Origin of the sequence: Scytonema sp. PCC 10023, assembly GCF_963920835.1 — a bacterium.
Taxonomy (GTDB): domain Bacteria; phylum Cyanobacteriota; class Cyanobacteriia; order Cyanobacteriales; family Nostocaceae; genus Kalymmatonema.
The window spans coordinates 76,492-92,197 of the sequence record NZ_CAWUDP010000014.1; the positions used below are offsets into that span (position 1 = coordinate 76,492).

General features: G+C 43.1%; 2 protein-coding genes. Both read left to right on the forward strand.

Annotated elements, in window-relative coordinates; all coding sequences use genetic code 11:
* Positions 1-86: 86 nt before the first annotated feature.
* Positions 87-7,820 carry an SDR family NAD(P)-dependent oxidoreductase gene (locus ACM0OZ_RS11115; RefSeq protein WP_414582890.1) on the forward strand — a complete coding sequence of 2,578 codons (7,734 nt, stop codon included), beginning with the start codon at positions 87-89 and terminating at the stop codon, positions 7,818-7,820.
* Positions 7,817-15,616: an SDR family NAD(P)-dependent oxidoreductase gene (locus tag ACM0OZ_RS11120; RefSeq protein ID WP_414582892.1), complete on the forward strand. Its 7,800-nt coding sequence runs from the start codon at positions 7,817-7,819 to the stop codon at positions 15,614-15,616. Before ACM0OZ_RS11115 ends, ACM0OZ_RS11120 begins: the two co-directional genes overlap by 4 nt.
* Positions 15,617-15,706: the final 90 nt, after the last annotated feature.

Below are 15,706 nucleotides of genomic sequence, written 5' to 3' on the forward strand. Positions count from 1 at the left end.
AGTCACAGATAAAGTATTTAATTTACTTGTGGTACTGAATTTTCGTCTTATATTATGTGGGTATTAGAATGTTGGAAAATAGCTTTATGACAGAGAACACTAAGTACGAAAAACTACACACCTGTGAAAAAGAACCAATTGCTATCATTGGCATTGGTTGCCGCTTTCCTGGCGGTGTTAATAGTCCAGAAGCTTTCTGGAATCTACTGAGTAACGGCATAGATGCCATTACTGAGGTTCCAGCAGATCGCTGGAACTTGCGCACTTTCTACGACCCAGATCGGGAAAAACCAGGGAAAATATATACCCGTAGGGGCGGATTTATTGAGAATATTGACCAATTTGATGCGCAATTTTTTGGGATTTCTCCAAAAGAGACAGAGCGTATCGATCCCCAACAGCGGATACTCTTGGAAGTAGCGCATCAAGCTTTAGAGGATGCTGGACAAGTGCCAGAACAGCTATCTGGCACCAAGACTGGAGTATTTATTGGTATATCGTCTCACGATTATATTGATATCCAGACGAGCGTAAGCGATCGCAATTTAATCAACGCTTACACCAATCAGGGCGGAGCTATGAGCATTGCCGCCAATCGTATTTCCTATGTGTTCAACTTTCACGGACCGAGTATGTCCGTTGATACAGCCTGCTCTAGCGCACTAGTTGCAGTTCACCTCGCCTGTCAAAGTATTTGGAATGGAGAGTCCACGCTCACTTTAGCAGGAGGCGTCAATGCCGTACTCAAGCCGGAAGGAAGCATAGGTTTCAGTAAAGCATCAATGCTCTCTCCCGATGGAAAATGCAAGAGCTTTGATGCGGGAGCAAACGGTTTTGTTCGCAGCGAAGGTGCAGGTATTGTAATCTTAAAGCCATTAGCCCAAGCTTTAGCTGATCAAGATGCGATTTATGCCGTAATTCGAGGCACTGCCGTCAATTCAGATGGCCATACCAATGGTATGACAGTCCCCTCCAAAGAGGCACAAGAAGCAGCGCTACACGAAGCTTATAGGCAAGCTAGGATATCACCTGAGCAAGTACAATATGTAGAGGCGCACGGCACAGGAACCTCCGTAGGTGATCCAATAGAAGCAAATGCCATAGGCAATGTGCTTGGTAAGAATCGTCAACCAAACAATCACTGCATTATTGGCTCAGTCAAAACCAATATCGGACATTTAGAATCAGCAGCAGGTATTGCTGGTTTAATCAAGGCAGCACTGGCTTTAAAGTATCGCCAAATTCCGCCAAATCTGCATTTCCTCTCGCCAAATCCCAAAATTCCTTTAGAACAGCTGCGCTTAAGAGTACCAAAAACCTTAGAATCATGGCCCGAAAACGGTCAGGAACCAAGAATAGCTGGTGTGAATTCCTTTGGGTTTGGCGGTACTAACGCCCACGTAGTCCTCGAAGGTGTTGAGAGGTTACCACAGCATAGGGAGACCCAGCCACAACACACTGCGTCATTAGAAGGGCGCGCACTGCTATTGCCCCTTTCTGCAAAGAGTCCAGAAGCACTTGCTGCGGTTGCAAAACTAACCCATAACTTTTTAACCACGGCTTCCAGCTCCGGCGTTTCACTATCGGATATCTGCTACACTGCTAGTCTGCGTCGTGGACATCACGACCATCGGTTGGCGCTGGTGTCTGATTCCTTTGAAGAGATGACAGAACAGTTAGAAGCGTTTTTAGCGGGAGAAACCCGTCTAGCGATGTCTTCTGGTTGTCTAGCTTCAGGCTCCTCGCCCAAACTCGCTTTCGTATTCTCCGGTATGGGACAGCAATGGTGGGCAATGGGGCGTGAATTATTGGAGTCTGAACCCGTATTCCAAGAAACCATTAAACAATGTGATCAACTCCTGAAGCAGTATACTGATTGGTCATTGTGGGATGAACTAAGAGCTAATGAAGAGCATTCTCGGATCAATGAAACCGTTGTGGCTCAGTGTTCTATCTTTGCTGTGCAAGTTGCGTTATCTGCTTTATGGCGCAGCTGGGGCATGATTCCAGAAGCAATTGTTGGTCATAGTGTAGGCGAAGTGGCAGCTGCTCATGTTGCTGGAGTTTTGAGTTTAGAAGACGCTATCCGGGTGATTTTCCATCGCAGCCGCTTGCAAGCAACCGCAGCTGGACTTGGTAAGATGTTAGCGATCGCTCTGACACAACAAGAAGCTGAAACTGCGATCGCAGGCTACGAAGACAAAGTTTCTATTGCCGCTATCAATAGCCCCCAAGGTCTAACTTTATCTGGGGATGCTCAAGCTTTAGAAGAAATTGCTAAATCTTTAGAGCAAAAGGAAATTTTTTGCCGATTCCTAAAGGTGGAAGTTCCTTATCATAGTATCTTGATGGAACCTTTGAAGGCAGAATTAGCCGAGTCACTCCAAGGAATTAACCCACAACCAGCAACCATTCCCCTTTTCTCTACCGTTACAGGACAACAAATTAATGGCCCAGAGGTAGATGGTGTCTACTGGGGAGAAAACATGAGGGAACCAGTTCTGTTTGCAAAAGCCATAGACGGACTCATGCAAGCAGGATATGACATCTTTTTAGAAATCGGCGCTCATCCAGTCCTAGCAAGTTACATTTCTGAGTGCTTTGCTATAGCTAATAAAACAACAACTGTGCTTGCTTCACTACGACGCAAAGAAGCTGAACAAGCGATGATGCTGGCGTCTGTTGGTAAGCTTTACACATTAGGATACCCAATTGATTGGCATCGGTTTTACCCCCAAAAAGGTCAATTTGTACGGCTACCATCCTATCCTTGGCAAAGAGAGCGTTATTGGAGCGAATCTTTAGAATCGCAGCAAGCTAGGTTAGGACAAACTGCTTTACGAGCAATGTTCTCAACACAAGTCCATCCTTTGCTGGGATGCCAATTAAAATCGGCGCAACCAGTGTGGGATGTATTAATAGATAAACAACAACTCACTTATCTTGAAGATCATCGCATTCAAGGAGTCGCAGTTTACCCAGGAGCAGCTTATGTAGAAATGGCTTTGGCTGCTGCAACACAAACTTTCGGTAACGAACCTTATGTTTTAGAAGAAATTGAGTTTCTACAAGCACTGCCTTTACCTGATAATCAGACACACTCGCTGCAACTGATCCTCGATTCCAGTCAAACATCTTTTGATATTTACGGCAAAACCAAAGACACTGAAGATTCTTGGACAAGACATGCCACAGGAAAATTCAGCCGTACTTCACATCATTTCCTGCCAAATTTAGTTGTGCTGGATGAGTACAAAAGCCTTTGTTCAAAAGAAATTCGTCCTCAAGATTGCTATCAACAATTTCAAGAAATGGGATTAGAATATGGCCCAACTTTTCAAGGAATTGAGCAGCTTTTTTGTGGCAACAAACAATCACTAGCCAAGATAAAAGTTCATCCTGATCTACTGACAGAAGTTGAAGATTATCAGCTACATCCAGCGATTCTTGATGCCTGTTTTCAGACTCTCTTAGGCGCTTTGTTCTTAGATGATAAAACAGACAAAGTTTATTTACCGATTGAAATTAGCCGATTTCAAGTTTATGCTCGTTCTGGGGTTCAACTTTGGAGCTACACTCGGATAGTTGAGCAAACCGCCACCAGTTTTAAGGGAGATATTCGACTGCTGGATGAAGCGGGAAAAGTGTTAGTAGAAATTCAAGGATTTCGCTGCCAGTCTTTAGAAAGAAGGCAACAGGTCACTCCAGCAAAAATTGATAATTGTCTTCATGAATACCAATGGCAATTAAAGCTACGCCCAGATCAAGAGTTAGTTGATTTGCAACTTGATTATTTGCCCTCTCCAAAGGAAATTGCTGAACTTGTTCAACCAGAAGCAGCTCGATTGAGTAAATATCTGAGAATGAAAGATTACTACTCTGTAGTAGAGCCGAAGTTGGATGTTTTGTGTACAGCTTATATTCTCGAAGCTTTAGAACAACTCGGTTGGCAGCCTGAACTAGACCAGCAGGTTGATTTGGAAACTCTAGCAGCAAAGTTAGGAGTGGCTGATCAACACAAACGTCTTTTAGGTCGAATACTCGAAATATTGCAAGAAGATGGTGTCTTGAGTCAGGTAAACAACCAATGGTCAGTGCGTCAAATACTAGAATTAAAACAGTCAGAGCAAATTTGGCAAGAGCTGATAACCCAGCATCCTAGCTATTTAGCAGAATTGACAATGCTGGGACGCTGTGGGCCACAATTAGCAAGCGTTCTACGGGGTGATGTTGATCCTCTAGGGCTGATTTTCCCAGAAGGATCTTTGGCAACATCTGAGCATTTATACCAAGATTCCCCCGGTACTCGCATCTATAACCTGCTGGTGCAAAATGCGATCGCTACATTAGTCTCCAGTTTACCCAAAGAGAGAACAGTACGGATTTTAGAGATTGGTGCAGGCACAGGTTCTCTAGCTTCTTATCTGCTTCCCATACTTCCCAGCAACCGCTCACAATATGTTTTTACTGATGTCTCTCAAGTCTTCACTGTTCAAGCTCAGCAGAAATTTCAGGATTATCCGTTTGTAGAATATCAATTATTAGATATTGAAAAAGACCCCATAGCTCAAGGATTTTCGCCGCATTCGTTTGATTTAATTCTGGCTTCAGATGCACTGCACGCAACAACTGATTTGCGTCAAACATTAGAGAATGTCAAACAGCTTTTGGCATCCCAAGGCTTGCTAGTGTTGTTGGAGTTGACTAAGCCCCCACGTTGGAACGACTTAGTATTTGGGTTACTCAAAGGCTGGTGGTTATTTTCTGATTTGGAATTACGACCATCACATGCGCTGCTTAGTTTCAAAAAATGGCACAATTTGCTCCAAGAAGTCGGGTTTGCCGAAATTGCTGGAATTCGGGATACAGAGGCAAATGAGGAATCTCTGCACACTGTGATTTTAGCTACTGCTCCTAATATTGATATTGAACAAGAATCTGCTTCGAGGATCAAAAATTCTCATCAACCAGACAAACAAGAAACTTGGTTAATTTTTGCAGACAACTTTGGCGTTAGTCAGCAGCTAGCAAACTTGCTGAAACAAGACTTCAAAAACCCCATTCTCATCTCGCCTGGAACAGCTTTTTCTCAGCTTGATGACAATCACTTCCAAATCAGAACGGAACATTTGGAAGATATACAGCAAGTTCTGGAAACAGTTAACACCGCTCAATCTCCTTGTCGTGGTATAGTCCATCTTTGGAGTCTAGACACACCTCCCATAGAAGAGACTACAATTTCTTCCCTAGAATCAACCCAGACAATAGGCGTTTTGAGCGCACTAAACTTGGTTCAGGCATTGGTGAAAGTTAATTGGAATGATTCACCGCGTCTATTTTTAGTAACTCGTGGTCTTCAAAGTGTGGGAGAGAAAGTTAAATCTCTCTCAATTGCTCAGTCTCCCTTGTGGGGCTTAGGTCGGGTGATCGTCAATGAACATGCAGATTTGCGTTGCACGATGGTTGATCTTAGTTCCACCACCTCTGCATCAGAAATTCAATCTTTGTTTGACGAGTTATGTTTAGATGACCGAGAAGATGAAATCGCCCTGCGAGGTAAAGCACGTTATGTTAATCGATTGGTGCGGATATCATCCACAAACGCTGTAACAGAGGCTAATCAAGCTTTTCGTTTAGAAATTACCACACCTGGAATTTTAGATAACCTGATTCTGCGGGCAACTACGCGCCAAAAACCTGGCCCCAAAGAGGTGGAAATTCAGGTTTATGCTACGGGTCTTAACTTCAAAGACGTAGCTAAAGCAATGGACTTGTTGGCTGATGTGAATTTAGAGAATAATTTTTCAGGACAAGCTATTGGTCTAGAATGTGCCGGAATTATTACTGCAATTGGCTCTGAAATTGAAGAATTTCAAATAGGAGATGAAGTTATAGCTGTTGCCCCTAACAGCTTTGCCAATTATGTCACTACAGATGCTTGTTTAGTGGTACACAAGCCTGCGTCTTTGAGTTTTGAGGAAGCTGCCACAATTCCTTTAGTTTTCCTCACTGCTTACTACGCCTTGCATTACTTGGGTCGAATCCGTAAGGGAGAACGAGTTCTAATCCATGCCGGTGCTGGGGGTGTGGGTATTGCTGCCATCCAAATTGCCCTTGCAGCTGGCGCAGAAATCTTTGCAACAGCTGGTAGTTCGCAAAAACGGGAGTTTCTGAAGAACTTGGGTGTGAAGCATGTTATGGACTCGCGATCGCTAGCCTTTGCTGATGAAATCATGCAGCTTACAAATGGTAAAGGCGTTGATATCGTCCTCAACTCTTTGGCAGGAGAAGCTATCTCTAAAAGTTTCTCAGTTTTAGGAGCTTATGGACGTTTTATAGAAATAGGCAAGCGTGATATTGACAAAAACAGCAAGTTAGGATTACGACCTTTTCAAAAGAATTTGTCGTTTTTTGCTCTGGATTTTGACCGCTTTGCATATGAACGTCCAGATTATTGCCGTTCTTTGTTGCGCGAATTGATGCAACACTTTCATGATGGCAGCTTTCACCCACTTCCTCATCGCGTATTTCCCATCTCGCGTGTAGTTAGTGCTTTCCGTTACATGGCACAAGCTAAACATATCGGCAAAATTGTCGTAGATTTGCGAGATCCCAAGGTGAAGGTGGCTCCTTCATCTAAGGAAACAATCACGTTTGGCAGTGATGCAACTTACCTGCTGACTGGTGGACTCGGAGGTTTTGGTTTAGCGGTGGCTCAGTGGTTAGTGGAACGCGGGGCGCGACACTTAGTGCTGATGGGACGCAGCAATGTGCTTTCAACAGCAGCCTCAACAGCCATAGAAGCGATGAAAAAGTTAGGTGCTGAAGTTGTGGTTGCTCAAGCAGATGTAACTCAACCACAGCAAGTTCAAACTGTTCTCGCTGACATTAGTGAATCGATGCCACCGTTACGAGGTATTATCCACGGTGCTATGGTTCTGGATGATGCTCTGGTGCTGCAACTCAACTCGGAACGGATGCATAAAGTCATGGCTCCCAAGATGCTAGGAGCCTGGAATTTGCATACTCAGACATTGAATACACCGTTAGATTTCTTCGTGTTATTTTCTTCTTTCACCTCACTTGTCGGAAATCCAGGTCAGGGAAATTACGTAGCTGCTAGTAGTTTTATTGATGCCCTGGCTCATCACCGCCATGCGATCGGGTTGCCAGCCCTGACCATCAATTGGGGTGTTGTTGCTGATGTTGGTTATGTTGCCCGCAACGCTGACGTAGCTGAACATCTCAAGCGCCTGGGAACTCAACCTTTGCCACTGAAGCAAGTGCTGAAGAAAATGGGAGAGTTACTACTTCAACCAGACGTTGCTCAGACGGCGGTAGTAGATGTAGATTGGCATCGGTGGTGCCAAATTCACTTCTCTGGTGCTGGTGGTTCGCCACGGTTTTCTTACCTGAATAAGGCAGCAGCAACAGAACAGACAGATGGTGAGGATAGTGAAGAAAATTCCAGCTACGGCGATTTATTATCGGTAACACCAGCAGAGCGAGAGCAATTTTTAGTGTCTCGCATTAGAGAACAAGTAGCAAAAATAATGGGAATTGCTGTAGCCAAACTGGACATTACGCGATCGCTACTGCAACTAGGGCTTGATTCTCTAATGGCAGTTGAACTAAGCAATCGCTTCAAAAGCGAGATGGGAGTGAACATACCCACAATGAAAATTATGCAAGGTTTGAGCATTTCCCAGCTAGCAGAAATTTCCCTTGAACAATTGGCGTTAGCGAGTATAAAGCTATCAGAGTCACCATCGACAGAAGAATCTAGTGAAGATGAAGAAATGGAGGAAATCACTCTATGAACTTAAATCAATTAATAGCTGAACTTTCTCTTGCAGGTGTGAAGTTAAGTGCTGATGGTGACCAATTACGTGTTCGTGCTGCCAAGGGAGTACTGACACCACAGATACGTGACGCAATAGCTAAGCAAAAGACAGAATTGTTGAAGCTACTGCGAGATGAGAATAAAGGCACAAGTGATACAAACCTGGCACTTGTCAAAGTTTCACGAGAGCAAGCTTTACCTCTGTCTTTCCCTCAGCAACAAATGTGGTTCTTTGACCAGTTGCAGCCAAATAATCCTTTTTACAACTTACAACTATGTTTGGCTCTTGATGGTTCTGTTAATAACGTTGCGCTCTTGCAAAGCATAAACGAAATTATTCAACGCCACGAAGTTTTACGGACTACTTTCAGACAAATTGATGGAAAACCGATTCAGATGATCGCTGCAAAGTTAAATATGACTATGCCAGTGGTAGATCTGCGTCATCTTCCTGATAGTGAGCGGGAGATTGAAGCCCAACGAATAACTGCAAAAGAAGCTCAGCACTGCTTCGATTTAGCTACTGGGCCGTTATTGCGTGTCCTTTTGATACATTTAGAAGCAGCTGAATATCTCTTGGTGGTAACGACACATCATATTATCTTTGATGGTTGGTCAATGGGCGTTTTTATTCGGGAGTTAGCAGCGAACTATCAAGCCTTTTGTACAAACAAACCATCACCATTACCTGAGTTACCTGTTCAGTATGCTGACTTCGCTTCTTGGCAGCGTCAATGGTTGCAGGAAGAGAGGGAAAAAACATTATTAACCTACTGGAAGCAACAACTCCAAGGCGCTCCACCTTTATTAAAACTGCCTTTAGACCATCCACGACCACCAGTTCAAAGTTTTCGGGGCGCTAAACAATTTATACAACTACCCAAAAGCTTGAGTGAAGCGCTCAAGAACTTGAGTCAGCAGCAAGGAGTCAGTTTGTTTATGACTCTCTTGACAGCCTTTAAGGTTTTGTTGTATTGCTACACGAGTCAACAAGATATTGTCGTAGGGTCTGCCATTGCCAACCGCAACCAAACTGAGGTAGAAGGATTGATTGGGTTTTTCGCTAATGCTTTGGCGTTGCGGACTGACCTATCAGGGAATCCTACGTTTAGAGAGTTATTGCTGCGAGTGCAAAAAGTCGCTTTAGAGGCTTATGCTCATCAGGATTTCCCCTTTGAACGGTTAGTGGAAGCACTAGAACCAGAACGTTCTTTAAGCTATAACCCGTTGTACCAGGTGTTATTTGCTCTACAGAATAAACCAGAGTCATTGACCGTCTCGAATTTGACGTTTAATCTTGTGGAGGCATTTAATGAACAAGCAACAAGATTAGATTTGGAGTGTCACCTATGCGAAACTTCCGAGGGTATTCGTGGTTTTTTAATATACAGCACTGATTTGTTTGAACAGGCAACAATTACTCGCATGGCGGAACATTTTCAAACTCTGCTATCAGGAATTGTTGCTAATCCCCATCAAAAGTTATCAGAGTTACCGCTGTTTAGTGCAGCCCAACGACACCAGATGCTTGTGGAATGGAATCATACTCCAGCAGATGATCCTCAACATTTGTGTATACATCAGCTAATTGAAGCGCAATCTTTAAAGACACCGAATGCTGTAGCAGTTGTGTTTGAAGATAAACAATTGACTTACTCACAATTGAACAGCAAAGCCAACAAAATAGCACATTATCTACAAACTCTTGGAGTAAGACCAGAGGACATAGTAGGCATTTACGTAGAGCGTTCTTTGGAGATGGTAATAGGGTTATTAGGTATTCTCAAAGCTGGTGCAGCTTATTTACCTTTAGACTCTAATGATACTCCTGAGCGATTACAAATGATGTTGGCAGAAACTCAGCCATCAGTGTTATTAAGCCAACAGCTTTTAATTGAGCGTCTGCCAAATCAACAAGCGCAAGTAATTTGCTTGGATTCAGATTGGGAAGTAATTACACAACACAGTAATGAAAACCTTAAAACTAAAGCAACACCTGAAAACCTGGCTTACATTATTTACTCTTCAGAATGTGGGGTTTTAGTTGAGCATCGTGGGGTTATTGAACGTCTGGATTGGTTGCAAAAAACTTTTGTCTTGTCTGAGTCTGATGCCTTGTTGCATAAAGCCCCGTTAACTCAGGATACAGCAGTCTGGGAAATCTTTTGGCCGTTAATTCATGGAGGGCGGTTAGTAATTGCAGCGACTCAAGGTGAAGACAACCCTGAATATTTGCAGCGTGTGATTGCTGAACAAAAAATTAGCCTTATCCACTTTGTACCTTATGTGCTGTTTGCTTTTGTTGAATCTTTATCACAAGATGCAGCATCTTCATTGAGTTGTTTACGTTCTGTGTTGTGTAGTGGAGAACCATTACACAATAAGGTAATAGAAACATTCTTCCAGCATTTTAGGTGTGAATTATACAATTTGTGCAGTCTTCCCGAAGCGGCTACGGAATTAACTGCACAAGTTTACAACTATACGCATACCTCAAATGAATTGTTGATTAATTATGTCAAAAATCACCTCTCGATGTATGTGTTGAATAAATATATGCAACTAGTTCCCATAGGAGTAACTGGTGAAATATATGTTTCCGCAAATAAACTATTCCGTGGATATTTAAACCATCGAGAAGAGACAGCCCAACGCTTTGTTAATAATCCTTTTTCTGAAGAACTTGATAATGACCAACTGCTCAAAACAGGTTATTTAGGTCGTTATCTCAATGATGGCAAGCTGGAGATTTTAGGCGCTAGCGATCGCCAAGTTTGGATTAATAATTTCCGCATCGATTTAAATGAGGTGGAAGCAACAATATTGCAGAATATTTCTGTCAATGATTGTGTAGTACTAGCGAGAAGTACAGAAACCTTTAGGCAAGAGTTAGTAGCTTATGTGGTTTTGTCAGGGCCTTTTTCACCAGAACAGTTACAACTTCAACTGCAAGCCGTTTTACCTTTTGACTCGCAGTTCTGTACATTTGTCCCAGTTACTAAGTTACCACTCACAGCCACAGGGCAAATAGATGAACAAGCCCTAACTTCCTTGGAAGTGATTGATTCTAATTTAATACAGCGATGGGAAAAGTCACTGCGATCGCTACCGCAAGTTAAGGAGGTAGCGGTAGCAGTACACAAGCAAATTGAACTTCTACCCCCGCTACATTTATCAGACCTGTTTCCTGACAGTAAAACTGTTTCTCTACGTCAAGTTGATGAGTCATCAGCAACATCAAACTCAACTACTGTGCAGGACAGACCAGTAGTCAAGCAATTAGCTATCAGTGATGGTGGAGCATTACAATTGCCACCTGATGCTACAAGCACTTTACCAGAAGCACTGAAACGAGCTGCTTTGCAAGCGCCAGATAAAGGTATTGTCTATCTCAAGGCAGACGGTTCAGAAGTTTTTCGCTCTTATAAAGCTTTGTTGGAAGAATCAGAGCAAATTCTGGCTGGCTTGAGGCGCTTGGGTTTAAAGCCAAAAGATAAAGTAATCTTCCAACTAGATTGCAATGAAGATTTCATTCCCGCCTTTTGGGGATGTGTACTAGGAGGCTTTATCCCGGTACCGATATCAGTTCCTGCCACTTACCAAGAAGCCAACAGTACTGTCAAGAGGCTGCATAATGGTTGGCAAATGTTGGATCGCCCTATAGTCCTGACTAGCAAACAGCTCGCTTTGGCAGTTTGTTCTCTCTCCCAGCTTTTGAATTTAGAGAATTTTCAAGTTGAAACAATTGATGAGTTGCGTCAATCTGAACCAGACCAGAATTGGCACGTAAGCCAGCCGGAAGATTTAGCAATTTTGCTTTTGACTTCAGGCAGCACAGGCATTCCCAAAGCGGTGATGCAGAACCATCTCGCTCTTTTAAGCCGTTCAGCTGCTACCGCGCAAGTCAATAATTTTACAAGCAATGATGTCTCGTTGAATTGGTTTCCACTAGACCATGTTGGCGGAATCGTGATGTTCCATGTTCGGGATATCTATCTCGGTTGCCAACAGATTCATGCTCCAACTGAACTGGTTTTGCAAGATCCACTGTTATGGTTAGATTGGATTGAGCGCTATCGAGCCACAATTACCTGGGCACCTAACTTTGCTTATGGGTTAATTAACGACCGGGCATCCGAGGTCAGCTTGCGTTGTTGGGATCTGTCACAGATGCGATTTATTTTGAATGCGGGCGAGGCAATTGTTGCCAAACATGCCAGAAAGTTTTTAGAGTTGCTAGCTCCAAAAGGACTGCCTGCAACTGCCATGCACCCAGCATGGGGAATGTCCGAGACCAGTTCAGCCGTAACTTTTGACCAGAACTTTTCGCTGTTGTCAACGACAGATGATCAAAAGTTTGTGGAAGTGGGATCTGCAATTCCTGGGGTTTCTCTACGGATTGTCGATACCAAAAACCAGGTAGTTGAAGAAAACACGATTGGTTTTCTGCAAGTCAAAGGACTGACGGTGACCTCTGGTTACTATCACAATCAAGAATTCAACCGAGAAGTTTTTACCCAGGACGGTTGGTTTAATACTGGAGACTTAGGGTTTCTACACTCTGGGCGTCTGACCATTACTGGTCGGCAGAAAGATGTCATAATCATTAACGGTCTCAACTATTACAGTCATGAAATCGAATCGGTAGTTGAAGAACTTTCTGGTGTGGAAGTTTCATACACCGCTGCCGTTGCTGTGCGGGGTGCTTCTCACCATACCGATAAATTGGCGATCTTTTTCAGTCCGGCTGAATTGGATGAGAAAGATGTGATCAAGCTGACTCAGGAAATTCGCAACCAAGTTGTTCAAAAGATTAACATTAATCCAAGCTATTTGGTTCCCGTTGAAAAACAGATTATCCCTAAAACTGCGATCGGAAAAATTCAACGTTCCCAACTCAAACAACGCTTTGAAGCAGGCGAATTCAAAGACATTCTCAAACGACTTGACATCTTAAGTGGCAATGCCAATACGCTACCAGATTGGTTCTACAGCAAAATCTGGCGACCGAAGGAAGTAGTGTCTTTGCAACGTCTGTTAAGGGTAGGGCAATCTCTGGTTTTCCTGGATTCCTTGGGTCTGAGTACTTACTTATGTACAGAACTCAGCCAGTTAAATCCCGACTGTGTACGTGTAGAAGCAGGGGCAGATTTTGCCAAGCTCAACTCTAACTACTACCGCATTAATCCTAAAGAACCCAGCCACTATTTGCAACTGCTGGAATCTTTGTTAAAAGATGGCTTGCAAATTGATTTGATTTTGCACCTGTGGACTTATGATCAGTATGCGGGAGAAATATCTAGCTTAGATCAACTAGAGCAAGCCCAGTACCAAGGAACTTACAGCTTACTGTTTTTGATTCAAGCTCTCTCACAGGTACAAAAAGATATTCCAACTCAGTTGTATGTCATTGCTAGTCATACACAGGCTACTTCCCCAAGTGATAAAATAGCCTACGAAAAAACGCCTATTTTAGGCTTAATTAAAACGATTTCCCAGGAAAACCCCTGGTTGAAATGCCGTCATATCGATTTACCCATTGATTTAGTTGAAGTGAATGCAACTCGTATTTTGCAAGAGATGCGAGTAATGCAAAGCGACAAAGAAGTTGCTTACCGCAATGGACAGCGTTTAATTCCTCGCCTGAGTAAAGTTAACCTAACTCAAGAGAAAAAGCACGAGATTCCCTTAAAGCACGGCGGGATGTATCTGCTAACTGGAGGACTGGGGGGCATTGGTGTCGAGATTGCTAAGTATCTACTTACACATTATCAAGTCCGGCTGTTGTTAGTAGGTAGGACATCCCTACCACAGAGAAATACGTGGGAGGCTCATTTACAAAAAACGGATGATACTATATCTCAAAGCATCAAAACTCTCTTAACGTTAGAGCAGCTTGAAGGAGAAATTCTTTATCAGGCTGTTGATGTCTGTGATTTTGTCCAGCTGCAACAAGTGGTTGAGCAAGCGAAATCTCACTGGCAATGTGAACTAGATGGGGTGATTCATCTTGCAGGCATTTTCCATGCGCGCTTGCTGGTAGAAGAAACTCAGGACGAATTTGCAGCAATGCTTCGTCCAAAGCTGTTAGGGACATGGGCGCTACACCAACTCGTTAAAGAACAAGCAAATAGCATCTTCATCTCCTTCTCTTCCGTGAACGGCTTTTTTGGAGATGCTACTGTGGGTGCTTATGCTGCTGCTAACAGTTTCTTAGACTGCTTCTCCTACTATCAGCGATATCAAAACTCGTTACGCAGCTATTGCTTCGGGTGGAGTGCTTGGAATGAAGTGGGAATGAGCCGCAACAACAAAGACAAAGAATTATTCCGTGCTCGCGGTTATCATACCATGACAATTGAACAGGGATTGTATTCTTTGCTTGCAGGACTATACCATGACCAGGCACACTTGCTTGTAGGGTTAGATGGCAGCAACCAGCATATCCAAGAATACACGGAGACAACATCTTCTCAAACACAAAAATTGTTTGCGTATTATACTACTAAAGCTGAGCAAATACCGGTTACTAGACTACAGGAGTTAGTAGTTTGCGATCGCTTCCAAACGCAAAGCAATTGTCAGTTTCTGCAGATCCAAGAAATGCCGCTAACTGCTGATGGGAAAATAGACTACTGCGAACTTCCAGCACCGAATTGGGCATCTTCAGGGCGTAAAAAAGACTTTGTGGCACCCCGTGACGCTTTAGAATCTCAGTTGGCTCAAATATGGGAAGAACTCTTAGATATCCGTTCTGTTGGAGTCACAGACAACTTTTTTAGCCTTGGCGGTCATTCTGTATTAGCTTTGCGCTTAACAGCTCAAATTCAGAAGTCCTTTGGCAAGGAGATTGCACTATCTACTATCTTCCAAAAAGCGACTATTGAACATTTGGCTAGTATTTTACGCCAGGAATCTAATCTTTTACCTAAATCTCCCCTCGTACCAATTCAACCACTCGGTTCAAATCCTCCCTTCTTCTGTGTATATCCGGCTAGTGGTAATATTCTTTCCTACCTAGATTTGGCATCTTATTTAGGTTCAAATCAACCATTTTATGGGTTAGAACCACTTGGACTTGATAAAGAACTAACTCTTAACTACGGAATCGAAAATTTGGCAGCGCATTACATCAAAGCGTTGCGTGTTGTTCAACCGCAAGGACCGTACTATATAGGAGGCTGGTGCTTAGGAGGAATTGTGGCTTTAGAGATGGCCCAGCAGATGCAAAAACAAGGTCTAGAGGTAGCCTTACTTGCTATGTTAGATTCCCCAATGCCAATTCCTGTAGATAAAACTGTGAATGAGAACTTGAATGCTAAAGTATTTATGCGCCTTGCAAAATACATAGAAATTTTTCACCATCAGAATTTATCGGTTTCCTACGAGGAGCTTCAAAAGATGAAAGCACAAGAACAGGTCAGCTATATGGTGGAAAAGATCAAACTGAGCAACTTCTGGTTATCAAATATGGAATTTGAGCAGATTCACGATCTTTTAGAGATTTCTAAGAACAATATTCAGGCCTTCCAAAGTTACACACCAGATATCTATGCAAACCAAATCATCTTTTTCCGCGCTAGCGAGATGCTTCCAGAAGATTTCCGAGACACTGAATTAGATCGGGATGATATGGCTGCGGGCTGGGAAAAAATTTCTTTCAAACCAATAGAAATTATTGACGTTCCAGGCAATCATTTAACAATGTTCAGCAAACCTCATGTCCAAGTTCTGGCAGAACGGTTGAGCGGCTGTCTTGCTACTGTCAAGTAATGTGGTTACCCACATTCAGCTTTACCGAAACATTTTCTAGAAGCCTTGCCCACCGTTCATTCCCATTTAATTTTCACCATGAGAACAGTG

Bases quoted from the DNA above. Each gene is read 5' to 3' on its own strand.
- ACM0OZ_RS11115 (WP_414582890.1), top strand. From the start codon at position 87: ATGACAGAGAACACTAAGTACGAAAAACTACACACCTGTGAAAAAGAA.
- ACM0OZ_RS11120 (WP_414582892.1), top strand. From the start codon at position 7,817: ATGAACTTAAATCAATTAATAGCTGAACTTTCTCTTGCAGGTGTGAAG.